The sequence below is a fragment of the Trinickia camelliae genome (assembly GCF_053525655.1).
The window spans coordinates 185126-204584 of sequence record NZ_JBCHAA010000010.1 but is presented as its reverse complement, the minus strand read 5'-3'; the positions used below and the strand labels follow the sequence as shown (position 1 = coordinate 204584).

Here is a 19459-nt window from a genome sequence, read left to right as displayed (position 1 = left end):
CGTCTTGCTAGGCCGCTTCGGAAAGCAGCGCGTGGTACAGGGCCGCTTCCTTCAAGCCCTCGGCGCGGTACTCGTTCGCGACCCGCCCCTTCTTCATCATCAAAATCCGGTCGCAGTTCTGCAGCAGTTCCGGCAAGTCGTCGCTGATCAGCAGGATACCGATGCCGCTTTGCGAGAGCCGCTGCATGATGCGGTAGATGATGTCCTTCGAGCCGACGTCGACGCCCACCGTGGGCCCATGCAGGATCAGCACGCGTGGATCGATCGCGAGCCAGCGGCCGATCAGCACGCGCTGCTGGTTGCCGCCCGAGAGCGACTGCACGGGCTTGTCGATATCGGGCGTCGCGATCTGCAATTCCTTGACCGTAGCGACGGCGAGTTCGCGGGCGCGCTTGCGGTCGATCTGGCCGAAGCGGTCGCGCAGGCTCGAAATCATCGCGGTGATCACGTTGTCGCGAATCGGCTTGTCGAGAAAGAGCCCTTCGTTCAGGCGGTCTTCGGGGACGTAGCCGATGCGGTGGCGCTTCGCGTCGGCGGGCGTGCGCAGCACGATCGGCTGGCCGTCGAGCGCGATGCGTCCCGAGTCCGCGGGCGCCACGCCCGCCAGCGCGCGCGCCAATTCATTGCGACCCGAATCGAGCAAGCCCGTCACGCCGAGAATCTCGCCTCGATGCAGCGCGAACGACACGTCGCGGAACTGCCCCGCGCGCGTGAGTTCACGCGCCGCGAGCACCACCTCCGCTTGCGTCGTGCTCGCGCGGTAACGCTCGCTCGACAAATGACGTCCCGTCATCAGTTCGCTCAACTGCGACTTCGTGTAATCGGCGATCGGCCCGCTCGCCACTTTCTGGCCGTCGCGCATCACGATCACCTCGCCGCCGATCGCGTAGCACTCGTCGAGCTTGTGGCTCACGAACAGGACCGTCACGCCCTGCGCGCGCAGATTCGCGAGCACGGCGATCAAGTTGTCGACTTCCTTTTGCGTGAGCGAGGTGGTCGGCTCGTCCATGATGACGAACTTCGCCTCGCTCGCGATCGCGCGCGCAATCGCAACGAGCTGGCGCGTCGCGAGCGGCAATTGCTCGATCAGCGTCGCCTGAAACTCGGCGTCGCCGGGCAGGCCGACGGCCTGCAGCGCCCGCGCCGCGGTTTGCGCGAGCGCACGGCGGTCGAAAGTGCGTGCGAGGCGTCCGCCGTGCTCGGCCAATTCGGTTGTGAGCGCAACGTTCTCGGCGACGTTCATGTTCGGCAGCAGCGACAAATCCTGGTAGACCGTTTCGATCCCCGCCGCGAGCGCTTCGAGCGGCGACAGCCGCGCATGATGCTGGCCTTCGATGATCAGTTCGCCCTCGTCGGGCGGCTGCGCGCCGGAGATGATCTTGATCAGCGTGCTCTTGCCGCAGCCGTTTTCGCCGAGCAGGTGATAGATCTGACCGCGTTCGAACGACAGCGTGACGCCGCGCAGCGCATGCACGCCGGTAAAGCGCTTGTGGACGCTGACCACTTGCAGCAAAGGCTCGGAGGAAGTCTGTTGATTCATCGTCACGTGACCGCTTGCGTTATAAGCGGCGCGCGTTTGAAACAACGCGCGCCTTAACCGTGCAACTACATCAACTTAGAACGAATAGTTCTTGTAATTCGACTTGTCGACGTCGACCCAGCCCTGGCCGCGCACGATGATGCCCTTGCCCGGCCCCTTCGCCACGGTCACCTTGTTGTAGCCCGGAATGCCGAGATCCTGGCCGTTCGTCACGGTCTTGCCGTCGATCAGCATCTGCGCGACCTTGTTCATCGCGAGGCCCGCGAGCTTCGGATCCCAGAACGAGATCCCGTTGACCGCACCGCTTTCGAGGAACTTGCCCGCTTCGCCCGGCAGGCCCGTGCCGTACACGCAGATCTTGCCTTGCAGGCCCGCTTCCTCGACCGCGCGGCCGATGCCGATCACGTCGAGCGACGACGATCCTTGGAAGCCCTTCAAGTCCGGGTGTTTGCGCAGCACTTCCTTCGCGACTTCATAGGCGCGCTCGCCGTCGTTGTTCGTTTCGAGCTTCGGCTCGACCAAGTCCATCTTCGGATACTTCGCCTTCGCGTTCTGAATCCCGCCATCGGCCCACTGCACTTGCGAGCGGCTGCCGAGCGAGCCGACCAGCACCGCCCACTTGCCGTCGTCATGCATGCACGACGCCAAGTGCTCGTTCAGGTTCGCGCCATACGCCGTGTTGTCGAAGGCCTCGATATCGACCATCGTGTTCTTTTCGTTGTCAGCTTCGTGCGTGACGACCTTGATGCCGCGATCCATCGCTTTCTTGAGCGCGGGTTCGAGCGTCGGTGGATCGTACGGCACCACGGCGATCGCGCTCACTTTCTTCGCGATCAGGTCTTCGATGATGTTCAGCTGCTGGGCGGCGTCGGCGCGGCCCGGGCCCGTTTGATAGGCGTTGACGCCAGGATTGTCCTTCGCGAACTGCTTCACGCCTTCGTCCATGCGGTTGAACCAGTTGATGCCCGTCACCTTGACGACCGTGACGATCGTTTCGTTGACGGCCGCGTGCGCGGCGAACATGACGCCCGCGCTCAACGCACAGGCAGTGAGCGCAACGCTCAGTCGAGTCAATTTCATGCTGTGTCTCCTTTATCGTTTGACGACGCCCCTTAGCGACAAGCGGACGCCCGAGGCGCGATGTCCGCCGATTACCGTAAAGCGCTGTTTAGCCCTTCGCTTCGGGTTTCCCGGCTGCCTGCGGCTTAGGCCCCGTGCCGAAGATCGCCCGCACTCGATCGCCGCCCGCGAACGCGAGCGACGCCAGCAGCAAGAAGCCCCAGGCGCAGTCGCCGAAGAACTGCGAGACGCCCATCAAGTTGAACAGGCTCGACAAGAATTGCAGCACCGTCGCCGCGAAAAACACGCAGACGATGCGTCCATAGCCGCCCGCCGGATTCACACCGCCCATCACCGCGATCAGGATCGCGATCAGCAGATACGAATTGCCGTAGTCCCACTTTGCGGAGAGCGTGTGCGTCGTGCTGATCAGCCCGGCAAGCGAGGCGAGCACGCCGCACATCGTGTACGTGAGGATCAGCATCCGCGCGCGCGGAATGCCCGCATAGAACGCGGCGCGCTGGTTGGTGCCCATCAGGTAGAGCCGCAAGCCGAACGGCGTGCGCTTGAGCAGCCAGCCGAGCAGCACGACGGCGGCGATGAAGATGCAAAACGAAATCGGCACCTGGAAGAACGTGCCGTTGCCGATGTTGGAAAGCGGGTCGACGTAATCGACGTGCACCGAAGCGCCATTGGAAAGCGCGACTGCGAAGCCGGTGAACAGCAATTGCGTGCCCAGCGTGCAGAGAATCGGCGTGAGCCGCAGACGCGCGATCACGACGCCGTTCAAGAAGCCGCCCACGAAACCCATGCAAACGACGATCACGCAGAAGAGCGCCGTATAGAGCACCGGCGAATCGTCGCCGCTGACGAACTTCGGCACGACGAGCGCGGCGACCATGCCCGACAAGTTCGCGAGCCCGACGCCGGACAGATCGATCCCGCCGTTGCCCGAGAGCATCGACAGCATGATGCCGAGCGCGAGCAGACCGAGCTCGGGCAGTTGCGAGCCCATCGATTGCAGGTTGTCGATATCGACGAATTGTCCGTGCGACAGCCAGATCGCGATCAGCACGACCAGCACGTTCACGCCCAGCAGAAAATTCAATTGCCGGTCGCCAAAGAGATTCTGTAAACCGAACGAGGACTTCATGGTGTCGGTGTGCTCCTTGTCACGATTTCATCTCAACGGCTTACAAGCGCGCCGTTGAGCACTTCGTTCACTTCGCTCAAACCCGGCATCGACGGCGCCGTGCCTGGGCGCGTCACCGAGATGCCCGCAAGCGCGCAGCCGAAGCGCATCGCGGCGACGGGGTCCTCGCCGCGCGCGAGCGCTGCCGCAAAGCCGCCCGTAAAGCCATCGCCCGCGCCCGCCGTCTCGACGACCGGGCCGCATTGGAATGCCGGCACGAGCACCGATTGCGAGCGCGAATGCAGCAGCGCGCCGGCCTCGCCCAACGTAACGATCACCGCGCCCGCGCCTTTGGAGAGCAGGACGTCGGCGGCGCGGCGCGCGTCGTCGGCGTTGCGGATCTCGATGCCCGTCAGCGCGGCGGCTTCGGTTTCATTCGGCGTGACGTAGTCGCAGAGCGGGAAGATATCGTCGGGCAGCGGCATCGCGGGCGCCGGGTTGAACACCGTCGTCACGCCATGCTTGCGCGCCACTTCGAGACCGCGCCGCGCAGCGGCGAGCGGCTGTTCGAGCTGCGTGACGAACACTTGCGCGGCGGCGATGTCGGCTTCGATCGCGTCGACGTCGGCGGCGCTCATCGTGCCCGCCGCGCCCGACGCGACGATGATCGCGTTCATGCCGGTGTTGTCGTCGACGAAGATGTGAGCCGCGCCGGTCGCGACGTCGTCGAGCACAGTTGCGCGCGAGATGATGCCTTCGACCGCCCAGGTCTTTTGCGCGATCTCGCCGAACGCGTCGTTGCCGAGGCGCGTGCAAAACACGACGTCCGCACCGGCGCGCGCGGCGGCCACCGCCTGATTCGAGCCCTTGCCGCCCGGCCCCATCGCGAACGCCGAGCCCGCGATCGTCTCGCCGATCACCGGCATGCGGTTCGCGCGAAACGCGAGGTCGGTCACGTAGATACCGAGAATGACGACGCGGCCCTTGCTCATTTGCCTGCTTCCTTCGGGGCGTCCGGCGCGAGAATCACGCCCTTCGTGAACACGAAGCAGCCATAGCCGCGCGTCTCGCCGGTCGCGATCACACAGTAGGCTTTCTTGGCGCGCGCGTAGAACGCGTGGCGTTCGATCGACGCGAACGGCACGTCGCGTCCTTCGGCGGCGTTCACTTCAACTTGCGCTTCGCGCTGCACCGCAGGAATGGCATGCGGGTCGCCGACCACTTCCATCCGCATGGCAGGGGCATCGACGAACGTATCGAGCGGCAGCACCGACAACACCGCGCGCACGGCGCGCGCAGAATCGGCGCCGTCCAGTCGCAGCAGCTTGCCGAGCACCGTTGCGCGCGCAACGGAATCGGCGGGGAAATTCGCGTCGCAGATGACGACTTCGTCGCCGTGCCCCATCGCGCGCAGCGCGTGGAGCACATCGGCGTTAAGCAGCGGGTCTAGATTCTTTAGCACGTTGTCTCCTCCAATTAATGGGCGTGCTTGTCAGCGATCTATCGTTCGGGGATCAGTAGTTCAATCGCCGTACGGTATCCAAATGTTTTTCACCTGCACGGCCTGCCGCAAGAACGCCAAGCCTTCGCTCGACCGGTCGAACCAATCGAGACGCCGACCATGATCGACGAACGTCCGCTTCAGGTTGCCGATCGATTCGCGCTCGACGAGCGCGGCCTCGTCCGCCTGGCCGAAGCACCAGAGCGCGTCCACGTCGTCATGCTTCGCAAGCGCCGGCAGCAAGGCGCTACGCGCGCCGGTCAGGATGTTGAGCGCGCCGGCCGGCACGTCCGACGTCTCCACGACCTGATAGAAATCGGTCGCCATCAGCGGGCAAGCCTCGCTCGGCAGCACGACGACGCGATTGCCCAGCGCGAGCGCAGGCCCAACGAGCGACACGAACGCGAGCAGCGGCGCCTCGTCCGGGCACGCGATGCCGACCACGCCGAGCGGCTCGTGCATCGCGAGCGCCACGCCGCGCAGCGGCGGGCTGTGGATGGCGCCGTCGAACTTGTCGGCCCACGCCGCGTAGCTGAACAACCGCGTGATCGACGCGTCGACTTCTTCCCGCGCATCGTTCACGCTGACGTCCGCACGCCGCGCGAGCTGCCGTGCGAATTCGTCGCCGCGCGCCGCGAGATTTTCCGCGAGGTAGTACAAGACCTGCGCGCGGTTGTGCGTGCTCGCCTGCGACCACTTCTGCGCATTGCGCGCGGCCGCGACCGCATCGCGCACGTCCTTGCGGCTGCCGTCGCCGACTTCGCCGACGAACTCGCCGCCCGGCGCGTACACGGCGCGCGAGTAACCGCTGTCGGGCCGCACTTGCTTGCCGCCGATAAACAGCTTGGCGGTGCGGTCGATTCGGTCGAGGCCATCGATCGACTCTTGCGCAACACCTTCGCGAACGACCGAAGCTGCGCGCAGCGGCATATTCCAGCCGTGCGGCTTCAAATACTCATAAACGCCCTCGCGCCCGCCCTCGCGTCCATAGCCCGACTCGCGATAGCCGCCGAAGCCGACGCCCGCATCGAACAGGTTCGTCGCGTTGACCCACACGACGCCGCATGCCAGCTGCGGCGCGATATCGAGCGCACGGCCGATAGTCTCGCTCCAGACGCTCGCAGCCAAGCCGTAGCGCGAGTTGTTCGCGAGCGCGACGGCTTCGTCTGGTGTGCGGAAGCTCATCGTCACGAGCACCGGCCCGAAGATCTCTTCCTGCGCGAGCGTCGAAGCGGGCGCCACGTCCGTGATCAGCGTCGGCGGGTAGAAACATCCCGCGCTCGGCAGCGCCACTTCGCTCGACTGCCAGATCGAGCAGCCTTCGTTCCTGCCCGCCTCGACGAGCGATTCGATGCGCGCAAGCTGCACGGGATCGACAATCGCGCCGATATCGATGCCCTTGTCGAGCGATGCGCCCACGCGCAGCGTCGTCATGCGCTGCTTGAGCTTCGCGATGAAGCGCGCTTCGATCCCTTCCTGCACGAGCAGGCGCGAACCGGCGCAACACACCTGCCCCTGGTTGAACCAGATGGCGTCGACGACGCCTTCCACCGCGCCGTCGAGGTCCGCATCGTCGAAGACGATGAACGGCGACTTGCCGCCGAGTTCGAGCGTCAGCGACTTGCCCGAGCCCGCCGTCACCTTGCGGATATGGCGGCCGACTTCAGTCGAGCCCGTGAACGCGATCTTGTCGACGCCCGGATGATCGACGAGCGCGGCGCCCGTGCGCCCATCGCCCGTCACGACATTGAGCACGCCATCGGGCAAGCCGGCGCGATGCGCGAGCTCGGCAAAGAGCAAGGCCGTGAGCGGCGTGTATTCAGCCGGCTTCAGCACGACGCAATTGCCGAGCGCGATCGCCGGCGCGATCTTCCACGCGAGCATCAGCAGCGGAAAATTCCACGGCACGATCTGGCCGATCACGCCGAGCGGCGACCAATCGGCGAACTCGCTTTCTTGCAGTTGCGCCCAGCCCGCGTGATGCAGGAAGTGACGTGCGACCAACGGAATATCGATGTCGCGCGTCTCGCGGATCGGCTTGCCGTTGTCGAGCGCTTCGAGCACGGCGAACAAGCGGCTGTGCCGCTGCACCATGCGCGCCAGCGCATACAGATGCCGCGCACGCGCCGCGCCGCCGAGCGCGAGCCAGCCCGGCTGCGCGGCACGTGCGGCCGCGACCGCCGCGGCCACATCCGCCGCATCGCCCTGCGCGACTTGCGCGAGCACATCGCCGCTGGCCGGCGCGCTCGTGTCGAAACGTTCACCCGAAGACGGCGCGCGCCACGCGCCGCCGATGAAATGACCGAACGACGCGCCGTGCTCCGCGAGCCATGCGCGCGCGGGCTGGTCGTCTTCCGGTGCGGGACCGTACTCCATCGAAGAAAAATACTCGGCTACGCTCATTGGAATTCTGCTCAGGCGACGGGGTGACGGTTGAAAGCGGAGTAACGGCCGCTCACGTGATGTTCGAGTTGCCGCTCGATGTCGGCGAGAAGGCTCGACGCGCCGATGCGGAACAACTCCGGCTCGAGCCACGGACGGCCCAGCTCCTCTTTCATGAGGATCTGATACGCGAGCACGGACTTCGCCGTCGACACGCCGCCCGCCGGCTTGAAGCCCACGAGCGCGCCGGTACGCTCGCGATACTCGCGGATCATGCGCACCATCACGAGCGAGACGTCGAGCGTCGCGTTCACGCCCTCCTTGCCGGTCGAGGTCTTGATGAAATCGGCGCCCGCCATCATGCAGACCATCGACGCCTTCGCGATGTTCGACAGCGTGCGAATGTCGCCGGTCGCGAGAATCGCTTTCAGATGCGCCGCGCCGCAGGCCGCGCGAAAGTCGCGCACTTCGTCGTAGAGCGCCTGCCAGTTGCCGGTCAGCACGTGTTCGCGCGTCACGACGATATCGATTTCCTCAGCGCCGTCCGCAACCGAGGCTTCGATCTCCTTGAGCTTGAACGGATGCGGGATCAGACCCGCCGGAAAACCCGTGGAAACCGCCGCGACCGGGATGCCGCTGCCGGAGAGCGCGTCGACGGCCGCCGCGACGAAGCGGTGATAGACGCAGACCGCGCCGGTCGTGATCGCATCAGGCTCGAAGCCGAGCGCATCGAGAATGTCGGCACGCACCGGCCGGCGCGCTTTGGCGCACAGACGCCGCACGCGGCCTTCCGTGTCGTCGCCGTTCAGCGTCGTGAGATCGATGCACGTGATGGCCTTCAAGAGCCACGCCGCCTGCGCGTCTTTCTTCACCGAGCGGCGCGTGCCGAGCGTGGCGGTGCGGCGCTCGACCGCCGACTGATTGACGCGCAGCGCGTCGAGCCATGAGGCGTCGAACGGCACGCCGGGGTTGCGCGCCGGATGCGCCGAGGGCGCGGCCGAAGCGCCACGCAGCATGACGATGGAGTGAGTTGGAGCGTCGGACATAGGGCCTGTTTTGTGCGATGCACAACAAATGCTGATTGCGTGTTAGCAGGCATCCTACATCACTTGATAGAATCATAACAAGCGGTCGTTACGATTATTTCTAGACAGCGTCGCGGCACACGGTTGCCGCGAAAAAGGCGCGACTTCGGCCCGCGAAAGCCAGACCCAGCGCGCCCAGCCGATCAGCGCGAGCAGCACGAGCCCCGCCGCCCCGAGCACGGGCGAGCGCAGCGACACCAGCGCGCCGAACGCGAAGGTGCGCCCGCCCGCGAGCAGCGCAAAGCCGGCGATCGCGCTCGACAGTGCATGGAGCCAACGCATCGCGCGCGTGTGGAGGGAGGCAACGGGCCCGGCCATGATCGTGTTCTCCTGTTCTAAGGTTGGTTAGCGGTTCGGCTCACGCCATCCCCGGCGCGGCATCGAGAAAACCGGTGACGGCCGCAAGCCGCCCCGACGCATCGACGACGCCAAAGTCCGAGCCCTTGACGATCGCGTCGCCGTCGGGCGTTCGCAGCTCCCACGAGAAGCGCAAGCGATTGCTGAAGCCATCGACGTCCGTCGTGCGGCGAAACACGTGGCGCGGAAAGCGCTCGTGGACCGCGCGGATCATCGCGTCGATGCCGTCGTGGCCGTCTCCGGACAGGAGCGGATCGGCATACGAGGCATCGGTGGCCCAGGTCGACGCGATCAGCTCGCGGCGATGCGCGGCGTCGGGTTCGTTCCATGCTTCGAAGTAGCGGTCGATCAGTTCGATATGCGGGTTCATCGCAGACTCCATTCGGTGGGTCACTGGGAGGTTCGCGAGGCCATCGAATCGCGTCGATGGCCGTTCGCTTGGGATGAAGGATCGGCGATGGCGCGCCGCGGGTCGATTACGCGGCAGGTAATGCTTTTAGGTTGGCGAGAGCGGTTATCGTGAGCGGTAGACGCCTCGCCCCTTCTCCAATGAACCCACTGCACATGCCTGCTGCTTCGAATCCCGCCCCCGCGCTGATGTGGTTCCGCGACGACCTGCGTCTCGCGGACAACCCGGCGCTTTCGCGCGCGGCCGCCAGCGGGCGTCCGCTCGTTTGCGTGTATGTGTTCGATCCGGATGCGGGCGGCGCACGTGCGCTGGGCGGTGCGGCCAAGTGGTGGCTGCATCACGCGCTCGAAGCGCTGGACGCCTCGCTCGCGGCGCGCGGCGGACGTCTCGTGCTGCTGCGCGGCGCCGAGCGCGCGTCGATCGAAGCGTGTGCTGCCGCATTAGGCGCAGGCGCCGTGTATTGGAACCGCCGTTACGACGCGGCTCAACGCGCGACCGACAGCGAGGTCAAAGCGTCGCTGAAGGCACGCAGCCTGACCGTGGAGAGCTGCGGCGCACACCTGCTCAACGAACCGTGGACCGTGCTCAACGCCTCGGGCGAGCCGTTTCAGGTGTTCAACGCGTACTGGCGCGCGTGCCGCCGGCTCGGCGCGCACACGGCGCCGCTGCCCGAGCCACAGCGGCTCGCCTTCCATGACACGCCGGCCCGCCTCGCCGGCTGCGAAGCGGTAGCGCTTGCCGACTTGCAACTGACACCGCACACGCCGGATTGGGCACAAGGCTTGCGCGCCACGTGGCGATGTGGAGAGGAAGCGGCGCGCGAACCGCTTCGTCATTTCATCGACGGACGCTTGGCTGGCTATGCGAAGGAACGCGACAGACCGGACCATTACGCGACGAGCCGTCTATCGCCGTACTTGCGTTTCGGCAACGTGTCGGCGCGCCAGATCTGGCATGCCGCCGCGTCGGCAGTGGCCTCGCGCGCCGTGCCCGCAAGCGAGGCCGACTTGGAAAAGTTCACCGGCGAGCTGGGCTGGCGCGAGTTCAGCTACTACCAGCTCTACCACTTCCCCGAACTCGCGCAGCGCAACGTACGCGCGCAATTCGACGCGATGCCCTGGCGCATCGACGACGCGCAATTGCAGGCGTGGCAGCAAGGACGCACCGGTTATCCGCTCGTCGACGCCGGCATGCGCGAGCTATGGACGACCGGCTGGATGCACAACCGCGTGCGGATGGTGACGGCATCGTTTCTGGTCAAGCATCTGCTGATCGACTGGCGCGCGGGCGAGCGCTGGTTCTGGGACACGCTCGTCGATGCCGATCCCGCGAGCAACGCCGCGAACTGGCAATGGGTGGCGGGCTCAGGTGCGGATGCCGCGCCCTACTTTCGCATCTTCAATCCGGTGCTGCAGGGCGAGAAGTTCGATCCGCTGGGCGACTACGTGCGGCGTTGGGTGCCCGAACTCGCGCGCCTGCCCGCGCCGCATATTCACAGTCCGTGGCGCGCGAGCGCGGCTCAGTTGTCTGAAGCCGGCGTGCGGCTCGGCATCGATTATCCGCATCCGATCGTCGCGCACGACGCCGCACGCGAGCGCGCTCTGCTGGCGCTGGCGCGCACCAAGGGGCCGAGACGCGGCAAATGAGCCACTCCGTCTTCGCCCGACTGCAACCATCGCGAAGACTCATCAATCGTCTCAGAACTGAGACATGGCCGGCAGAATCCTCCGCTGGGTTGATTGGCTTGCCTTCAATTGATTGCGGGGTCCTGTGGGCTTCGTCATTGCGATTGACGCGTGACAGCCGGCCTGCAATGGATCGCGATTGCTCAGCTCGGACCGCGAGAAGATACGCTCCCGACAGCAGATCCGGTTCTCAGTTTTGCGACACTTGCGGCGCTCGTGTCCATGTCACGCGCGAGCGCCGCTCTGAGGCGCAAACAGCAAGTAAATACGCGTTGTTCGAGCACCCGGGTCGACCGGTTTGGCGCCGCCGCTTTCGCTCACGAGTGTTCCAGGATTGAAACGATTTGTGCGGGCAGGCGGGTTCTGGAAACACATCCCCAGCCTCTGCCCCAAATGACTGCAATGGTGAAATCACGGCTGGCCCGCTATTTGCACGGGCACGTTACAGACCATTAAGACGCTGCGTCGAGCAAAGTTAATACAGCGGCGCAAGCGCCAAAAACAATGCGCGAACCGGGGGAAATCATGTCGGCACACACTCAGGCCGCCCGCCATCGGGGCGACCTTGCCATCGGGTGCCCTTCGCTCCGTTCGACCATAAGCACAAAGAACCCGCGCTAAGCGACTTAATAAGCTTGCCGGAATAGTCAATTCGGGGGTGGGTATGGTCAGGCTTAACCTGGTGATTCCATGCTTCAACGAAGAAGACGTCTTGCCTGAAACCACGCGGCGCCTTCTGGCGCTGCTAAAAGAGCTCGTCGGCGACGGGATGATCGATGCATCGAGTGGCATCACCTACGTCGACGACGGCTCGCACGACCGCACCTGGGCGCTGATCGAGAACTTCCATACCGCTGACCCGCGCGTGCACGGCATCAAGCTTTCGCGCAACCATGGCCACCAGAACGCGTTGCTCGCGGGCTTGTTGAGCGTCGAAGGCGACGTCCTCATCAGTCTCGATGCCGACCTGCAGGACGATCTCGCCGCGATTCCCCGGATGTTGGCCGAATTCCACAACGGCGCCGAGATCGTTTTTGGCGTACGGGATCGCCGCGACACCGACAGTTTTTTTAAGCGCTTCAGCGCGCGCAGCTATTACCGGCTGCTCCGGAGATTCGGCGTCAACGTACTGCAGGATCACGCGGATTTCCGGCTGATGAGCCGACGCGCGATCGAGGAATTGCGTGGCTTTCGCGAGGTGAACCTGTTCTTGCGCGGGATCGTTCCGCTGCTGGGATTTCGCACCGCGACTGTCAAGTACGACCGCCACGCGCGCTTCGCAGGCCAAAGCAAATATCCCCTGATCAAGATGATCATGCTCGCATCCGACGGCGTGACTTCGTTTTCGACCAAACCGCTGCAGTGGAGCACCTACGTGGGCGCCGCTCTCGCGCTGGCGTCGTTATCGTTCGGCCTCTGGGCGCTGTCCGTCCGCCTGTTTACCGATCAGAGCGTGCCTGGCTGGGCATCGACCGTCATTCCGATGTACTTCCTCGGCGGACTGCAGTTGCTGTTTCTCGGCGTGATCGGCGGGTATATCGCGAAGATCTACGCGGAAACGAAACAGCGTCCCCGCTTCATTGTCGAGAAGACACTGCAGCGTACGAAGCTGTCCGCCTCGCCGGGCGAGGCACCTCCCTACAGCGTTGCCGTGCGTTCCGCCAGCGCGGAACGCGACTACGACGTTGCCGAGCAGCGTTAGAGCAAGACCATGCGGATCCTGGATCAAAGCAGGCTATATGCGTATCCCAGCGATATGACGAGACGCCTGTTCCGCGCTCTTTTTTTCGTGACCACCATCGCGGGTGGCGCACTGTTTTGGCTTGCCCCCCATCCGCCGATGAGCGATCTGCCACAACATGCGGCCCAAGTTGCGGCGCTGCACGACTTGTTGCTTGGCCAGTCGCCTTGGGAACAGCTTCTCAGGATCAACCTGTTCACGCCGTATCTGCTCGCTTACGGGCTGGCCACTGCTCTGTCGTTCCTGATGCCGGTCGAGGCGGCGCTCAAGCTCGTGTTGACGCTGTCGTTCTACGGGTTCGTTGCCACCTATGTCGCGCTGAGAAAGCGGTTTCACGGCGACGAGCGCATCGACTGGCTGTGCGTGCCGGGATTTTTCGGCTTCGCATACGAATTCGGGTTCTTTTCGTATCTCGTCGCTACGCCAATCGGAATGGGCTTCCTCCTGATCGCGCTCGATTACGCCGAGCAGCCCTCCTGCAAGCGGGGAGCCGTCCTACTCCTTGCTGACCTTGCAGTGTTCTTCTCGCACGGGTTGCTGTTCGTGTTCGTCAATGCGATCGGAGGTACGTTCCTGCTGGTCCGGAATCATCGCGATTGGCGGCGGATCGCGCGGTCAGTCTGGCCGTACGTCGCACTCGCCGCGCTGTGCGGCGTGTACGCGCTCTTGCATCACGACGTTGATCTGGCGCCGATGTATCCGTACAGGGTGCAATGGAAGATTAATCCATTGATACGGCTTGTTTGTGCGATTGGCTATCCGTGGGGAATCGCCCCCAGCGTGTGGATGCTGGCCGCCACCATGCTGATGCTCTCGGCCCCTTTCTGCATGGGTGCCCGCTTGAGCCGCAACGGCATGGCCTACGTGCCGCTCGCGATCTTTGCGCTGGGATGGTTTTGCATGCCGGCTTTCGCGATGAACACTTATTACCTCTTTCATCGGTTCGCGCTGTTCCTCCTCCCTTTTTATGCCTTGATTTTCTCAGCCGCCGACTGTGGCGACGAGACGCGCGGGGACGCTCGCCGCCGCGCAGTGTGGACGCAGATAGCGCTGGCTGCCGTTTGCGTGGCCTTCCTAAGCTCGCAGGGTCTGCGCGCGATGCGCTTTGCCGACGAAAGCGCCGATTTCGATGCCATTGCGGCAGAGGTCGAGCCCGCTCAGCGCGTCCTGAATATCGCGTTCGACATCAATAGTCCCGCGGCGGACAACCCCGTGGTCTATGACAACTTCGCGCTTTGGTACCAAGCGGACCATCGCGGGCTCGTCGATTTCAATGCGGCCTGGTTCCCGCCGCAAATCGTCCGGTACCGGCTGGATCGGCTTCCTGCCGTCGGGCCTGCGGACGTAGCGCCACATCGGCTCGTCTCGACGTTCGACTGGCACCGGCACCAGGGCTGGGCGTATCGGTACTTCTTCGTCCGGCATACGTCGCCGATACCTGACGGATTTTTCGCCAATCCGGACTGTCCCGTCGTGCTGGTAAAGACGGTGGGGGCCTGGTCGGTCTATGAAAGGCAATCGTGTCGCCGCGGCTGACAGTCGCGTCGACGGCAATGGTTTGACGCTAATGATCTGGCTGATGTTGAAGAACTCAGGGAGTGCATACGATGCGATTCAAATCGAACGGAATTGACGAGGCGCGTGAATACGACGAGATTTTCTATCGCTATCAGCGTGAGGGGGCGGCACGCTCCGCACGATACGTGCTGCCGAAAGTGAACGCCGAGTTGCAGCCGGAAAGCATTCTGGACGTTGGCTGTGGCGCGGGCGCATGGCTCAGCGTGCATGGCGAGTTGGGCATGCAGGACGTCGTCGGCATCGACGGCGACTACGTCGACCGTTCAGTTCTGATGTTCGACGAAAGTCACTTCATCCCGAAGGACATCTCGAAGCGCTTCGACCTGGGCCGGACCTTCGATCTCGTCCAGTGTCTCGAGGTAGGCGAGCATGTGCCGAAAAGCTGCAGCCAGGTGCTCGTCGACAATCTGGTTCGGCACGGAAAACGCGTCTTGTTTTCCGCAGCGGTGCCCGGCCAAGGCGGTGAGAATCACGTCAACGAACAGGGATACGACTATTGGCGCAAGTTGTTCGCAAAACACGATTACATGCTGTTCGATTTCGTCCGCCCGCTGATCGGCGGGGACAAGCGTGTCGAGCCCTGGTACAGGTACAACATTCTACTTTTTGTCCATGTCGGCGAAGTGGGACGCCTTTCGCCGCGAGTCGCGACGACGGTCGTCAATAAGGGCGAGCGTGTTAGCGACGTATCGCCCCTGACGTACCAGTTCAGAAAAATGCTGCTGCGTTGGCTGCCGGTGAACGTGAAGACAGCGATTGCCGTCATGAAGAGCCGGCTCGTGGTGAGCAGGCTCAAGAACAACGAGGCCTGGTTGTGAGGATTTCGGTTTATCTACCTATATTGGGCGGCGTGTTGTTTGCCGCAATCGGACAGGTCGCGCTCAAGGCGGGGGCCGACGGCAGACAAGCGCTCGTCGAATTTTTCAACGCGTGGATCGTGTTCGGGCTGATTTGCTACGGCGCCGGCACGCTGCTCTGGATCTTCTCACTGAGCCGCACGGGGCTTACCGTCGTTTATCCGTTTACCGCGTTGACGTTCGTATTGGTCTATGTAGCGGGGATTTTCGTGTTCGGCGAGCACATCGGGTTTTCGCAGTGGTTCGGAGTCGCGCTGATCTTGGGCGGGTTGTATCTCGTCGCAGTCGTGCAATAAATGTTCCCGCCATCGACGACAAATGACCACCCGCAATATCGATATATGGATAAATTCGTTCGGCATTGAGCGTGCATTACCGACACTGGCTAAACGTTCAGGCAGGTCAGGAGAATCGCCATGCCAACCTGGAAGCCAGACCCCACGTTCTATCCGTCCGCACGCATGGCGGGCGGCGCCCCGAAAGAAACGCTCGCCTACGTCGCGAGTTTCGACCCCACTCGGCGAACGCCCGATGCGCTCGACGTGATCGACCTCGACCCCGCCTCGCCGCACTACGCGTCGATCGTCCATCGCGTGCCGATGCCCAACGTCGGCGACGAACTCCATCACTTCGGCTGGAACGCGTGCAGCTCGTGCCTGTGCCCGAACGCGCCGCATCCGCATTCGGAGCGCCGCTATCTCGTCGTGCCCGGCCTGCGCTCCTCGCGCATCCACATCCTCGATACCAAGCCCAACCCGCGGCGGCCGCAGATCGTGCGCGTGCTCGAGCCCGCCGAAGTGGCGGAGCGCGCGGGCTACACGCGCCCGCATACGGTCCATTGCGGGCCGGAGGGCATTTACGTGGTCTCGCTCGCGAATGCCGAGGGCGAGGCCCCGGGCGGCATCTTCCTGATGGATCACGAGACCCTCGATATCCGCGGCCAATGGGAAATCGATCGCGGCCCGCAGCAGCTCGCGTACGACGGCTGGTGGCACCTCGGCTACGACACGCTGGTGACGAGCGAATGGGGACTGCCCGCGACGTTCGAGAACGGCCTCGTGCCCGAGGTGCTGCTCGGCGGTCAATACGGGCACCGTTTGCACTTCTGGGATCTGCATTCGCGCAAGCACCAGCAGGTGATCGATTTTGGCGCGGAGAACCAGCTCGTCTTCGAGCTGCGTCCCGCGCACAACCCGACGCGCGCCTATGGCTTCGTCAATTCCGTGATCAGCTTGAAGGATTTGTCGGCGTCGATCTGGACGTGGTATCGCGAAGGCGATAAGTGGGCCGCACGCAAGGTCATAGAGATTCCCGCTGAGCCCGCCGATCCCGAATTGCTGCCGCCGATGCTCAAGAGCTTCGGCGCCGTGCCGCCGCTCGTAACGGACATCGCGCTCTCGCTCGACGACCGCTTCCTCTACGTGTCGTGCTGGGGCACGGGCGATCTGAAGCAGTACGACGTCTCCGATCCGCACGCGCCGAAGCTCACGGGCAGCGTGCGGATCGGCGGCATCGCGGCGCGCGCGACGCATCCGAAGGCGGACGGACGCAGCCTCAACGGCGGCCCGCAAATGGTCGAGGTGAGCCGCGACGGCAGCCGCGTCTACTTCACGAATTCGCTTTACGGCGCGATCGACGAGCAGTTCTATCCCGACGGCGTCGACGGCTGGATGGTGAAGCTCGACACGTCGCCTTCAGGCGGATTGTCGTTCGACGAACAGTTCTTCATCGAATGGCCGAAGACGCACCGGCCGCATCAGATCCGTCTCGAAGGCGGCGACGCGTCGTCCGATTCGTATTGCTATCCATGAAGGGCTAACGAACGCTCGGGCATCACGGATATGGAAAGCCTCTTCCAAGCCTCGGCGACGACGTGGGCCGCCATCGTCGGCAGCGGCGTGTTTCATGGCGTCAATCCGGCGATGGGCTGGCTCTTCGCGACCGCGCTCGGAATGCAGCGCGGCAGCCGCGCCGCGGTGCTGATGGCGCTTCCGCCCATCGCGCTAGGGCACGCCGCGGCGATTCTGCTGTTCACGACGTCCGCCGCGGCGCTCGGCTCGTGGCCCAGCTTATCGACAGCGCTGCCGCTCCATCTGCTGCTCGGCGCGCTGTTGATCGGCTGGGCCGTTTATCAGCATCTGTATGGGCATCGGCATCGCGTGCGCGTCGGCATGACGGCGGGGTTCGCGGGGCTGGCCGCCTGGTCGGCGGTCATGGCGACGCTGCATGGCGCGGGGCTGATGCTGATGCCCGTCGTGCTGCCGCTGTGCGGCGCCTCAGGCATGGGAAGCGCAGCCAGCTTGCTCGTCCCGCTGCAATTCACCGTCGCTCACACCGTGGTGACGCTCGTCACGACAGGGGCGATCGCACTCGTCGCGTACGAGTATTTGGGACTCGGCGTGCTTCGACGCGGCTGGATTAATTTTGACTGGCTCTGGTGCGGGGCGCTTGCCACGACCGGAGCCGTGCTCATTGCGAGCGGCTGAGCGCATTTGCGCCCCTCAGTGGCGAAATAAATAAATACAGGGTAGTCTGATTTTCGCCATCAACGATTCGCAAGGGGTGTGTCATGTCCGCATCACCTTCCATCGAAAGTCCTTCGCCCTACGGTCCCGACGGCACGATTGCCGGCTCCGACGAGCGCCTCTTCAACCACGATCTCGCGCCCGTGCCGCGCAACAAGCGCACGTGGACGAGCTACAGCATCTTCGCGATGTGGATGTCGGACGTGCACAGCGTGGGCGGCTATACGTTCGCCGCGAGCCTGTTCCTGCTCGGCATCTCAGGCTGGCAAGTGCTGCTCGCGCTGACGATCGGCATTCTGGTCGTCTACGTGCTGATGAACTGGGTCGGCAAGCCGAGCCTCGAGCACGGCATTCCGTTTCCCGTGATGGCTCGCGTCAGCATGGGCGTGATGGGCGCGAACCTCGCGGCGATCATTCGCGGCGTGGTGGGCATCGTCTGGTATGGCGTGCAGACTTATTTCGCGTCGAAGGCGGTCGCCACGCTGCTGCTTCTGTTCGTGCCGTCCGTCGCCGCGTGGCGCGACGTGAGCTTTCTGCGGCTCGACGGCCTCGGCTGGTTCAGCTTCCTGTTCATGTGGATCTTTCAACTCATCATCTTCCAGCGCGGGATGGAAACGATCCGCCGCTTCATCGACTTTTGCGGCCCGGCCGTGTATGTCGTGATGTTCGTGCTGATGGCGTGGATCTTGTCGCAGGCGGGGCTTAGCAGCTTGAGCCTCACGCTCGGCGGCAAAGTGCTCTCGGGCAGCGAGCAAATGGCCAGCATGGGCAACGCGATCCTGCTCGTGATCAGCTATTTCGCGGCCCTGCTGCTGAATTTCGGCGACTTCTCGCGCTTTGCGAAAAGCGAGCCGCAGATGAAGGTCGGCAACTTCCTCGGCCTGCCGGTCAACTTCGTCGTGTTCGCGATCATCACCGTAATCGTGACGTCGGGCAGCGCGCATGTGTTCGGCTCGATGATCATGGACCCGGTGGCCATCGTCGGGAAGATTCAGAACAAGGTGGCCGTCGTGCTCGGCAGCCTGACCTTCATCGTCGCGACCATGGGCATCAATATCGTCGCCAATTTCGTCTCGCCTGCCTACGACATCGCCAATCTGTTCGCGAAGCACGTGGACTTCAAGAAAGGCGGCCTGATCGCATCGATACTCGCCGTGCTCGTTTGCCCGTGGATCTTTGTCGACAGTCCGAAGGCGATCACGGTGTTCGTGAGCGTGTTCGGGGCGGTGCTCGCGCCGCTGTACGGCGTGATGATGGCGGACTTCTATCTTGTGAAGCGCCAGAAGGTGGAGACCGCGCAGCTCTATACGATGGCGCGCGAAGGCCGCTTTTACTACGACGGCGGGTGGAATCGCGTCGGGCTCGCGGCGCTCGTGCTGTCGGGCGTGATTTCGATTGGATGGGAGCTGTGCACGCAGTTGCTTCATGTGCTGCCCGATAACAATTTTGGATGGCTGATCGGGGCGGTTGCGGGGGCGGTGATTTATACGGTCGCGATGCGGATGGCGAAGCGGACGTAGGCGGGTTGTGGCCCGGCATTGGGACGGGGTTACCGGGCGCCCGACTCCCCAGGGGGTTGCCTCAGAGCCAGCGATGCGCTAGCATGTA

The 19459-nt window shown here is 64.0% G+C and carries 17 protein-coding genes; 8 read left to right on the top strand and 9 right to left on the bottom strand.

The window, feature by feature from the left end; genetic code table 11:
- Positions 1-7 precede the first annotated feature (7 nt).
- The 9 genes from AAHK20_RS18325 to AAHK20_RS18285 form a co-directional block, all read right to left on the bottom strand.
- Positions 8-1540 (bottom strand): sugar ABC transporter ATP-binding protein, encoded by a 1533-nt coding sequence (locus AAHK20_RS18325; protein ID WP_449182918.1) that lies wholly within the window; start codon positions 1538-1540, stop codon positions 8-10.
- 75 nt (positions 1541-1615) lie between these two features.
- The gene (locus tag AAHK20_RS18320) at positions 1616-2620 is read right to left on the bottom strand and encodes an autoinducer 2 ABC transporter substrate-binding protein (RefSeq protein ID WP_449182917.1); all 1005 of its coding nucleotides are present in this window, start codon (positions 2618-2620) and stop codon (positions 1616-1618) included.
- Between the two features lie 88 nt (positions 2621-2708).
- Entirely contained in the window at positions 2709-3752 is a 1044-nt protein-coding gene (locus AAHK20_RS18315; RefSeq protein WP_449182916.1) for an ABC transporter permease, read from the bottom strand.
- 32 nt (positions 3753-3784) lie between these two features.
- Complete coding sequence (rbsK, locus tag AAHK20_RS18310; protein WP_449182915.1) at positions 3785-4723, bottom strand: ribokinase; 939 nt, start codon at positions 4721-4723, stop codon at positions 3785-3787.
- A complete protein-coding gene (locus AAHK20_RS18305; RefSeq protein ID WP_449182914.1) occupies positions 4720-5193 on the bottom strand; it encodes an RbsD/FucU family protein in 474 nt (157 codons plus the stop codon). Before AAHK20_RS18305 ends, rbsK begins: the two co-directional genes overlap by 4 nt.
- Positions 5194-5253: 60 nt before the next feature.
- Entirely contained in the window at positions 5254-7635 is a 2382-nt protein-coding gene (locus AAHK20_RS18300) for an aldehyde dehydrogenase family protein (RefSeq protein ID WP_449182913.1), read from the bottom strand.
- Positions 7636-7646: 11 nt separating this feature from the next.
- A complete protein-coding gene (gene deoC / locus AAHK20_RS18295; protein WP_449182912.1) occupies positions 7647-8660 on the bottom strand; it encodes a deoxyribose-phosphate aldolase in 1014 nt (337 codons plus the stop codon).
- A gap of 72 nt (positions 8661-8732) precedes the next feature.
- Complete coding sequence (locus AAHK20_RS18290; protein WP_449182911.1) at positions 8733-9017, bottom strand: hypothetical protein; 285 nt, start codon at positions 9015-9017, stop codon at positions 8733-8735.
- Positions 9018-9057: 40 nt separating this feature from the next.
- Positions 9058-9426 (bottom strand): nuclear transport factor 2 family protein, encoded by a 369-nt coding sequence (locus AAHK20_RS18285; RefSeq protein WP_449182910.1) that lies wholly within the window; start codon positions 9424-9426, stop codon positions 9058-9060.
- 194 nt (positions 9427-9620) lie between these two features.
- Here AAHK20_RS18285 and AAHK20_RS18280 point away from each other — a divergent pair, with 194 nt between their 5' ends.
- The 8 genes from AAHK20_RS18280 to AAHK20_RS18245 all read left to right on the top strand — a co-directional run bounded on the left by AAHK20_RS18280 (position 9621) and on the right by AAHK20_RS18245 (position 19371).
- Positions 9621-11111, top strand: a complete 1491-nt coding sequence (locus AAHK20_RS18280) for a cryptochrome/photolyase family protein (protein ID WP_449182909.1) — start codon at positions 9621-9623, stop codon at positions 11109-11111.
- A 703-nt stretch (positions 11112-11814) separates the two neighbouring features.
- Positions 11815-12852, top strand: a complete 1038-nt coding sequence (locus AAHK20_RS18275; protein ID WP_449182908.1) for a glycosyltransferase family 2 protein — start codon at positions 11815-11817, stop codon at positions 12850-12852.
- A gap of 9 nt (positions 12853-12861) precedes the next feature.
- Positions 12862-14427, top strand: coding sequence for a hypothetical protein (locus AAHK20_RS18270; protein WP_449182907.1), 1566 nt, complete (start codon positions 12862-12864; stop codon positions 14425-14427).
- Between the two features lie 71 nt (positions 14428-14498).
- On the top strand, positions 14499-15287 hold the full coding sequence (locus AAHK20_RS18265) for a class I SAM-dependent methyltransferase (RefSeq protein WP_449182906.1): 789 nt from the start codon (positions 14499-14501) through the stop codon (positions 15285-15287).
- Complete coding sequence (locus tag AAHK20_RS18260; RefSeq protein WP_449182905.1) at positions 15284-15622, top strand: EamA family transporter; 339 nt, start codon at positions 15284-15286, stop codon at positions 15620-15622. The genes AAHK20_RS18265 and AAHK20_RS18260 overlap by 4 nt, the downstream gene beginning before the upstream one ends.
- A gap of 120 nt (positions 15623-15742) precedes the next feature.
- Positions 15743-17137 (top strand): selenium-binding family protein, encoded by a 1395-nt coding sequence (locus tag AAHK20_RS18255; protein ID WP_449182904.1) that lies wholly within the window; start codon positions 15743-15745, stop codon positions 17135-17137.
- A gap of 30 nt (positions 17138-17167) precedes the next feature.
- A complete protein-coding gene (locus AAHK20_RS18250; RefSeq protein ID WP_449182903.1) occupies positions 17168-17812 on the top strand; it encodes a hypothetical protein in 645 nt (214 codons plus the stop codon).
- 83 nt (positions 17813-17895) lie between these two features.
- Positions 17896-19371 (top strand): NCS1 family nucleobase:cation symporter-1, encoded by a 1476-nt coding sequence (locus AAHK20_RS18245; protein ID WP_449182902.1) that lies wholly within the window; start codon positions 17896-17898, stop codon positions 19369-19371.
- Positions 19372-19459 lie beyond the last annotated feature (88 nt).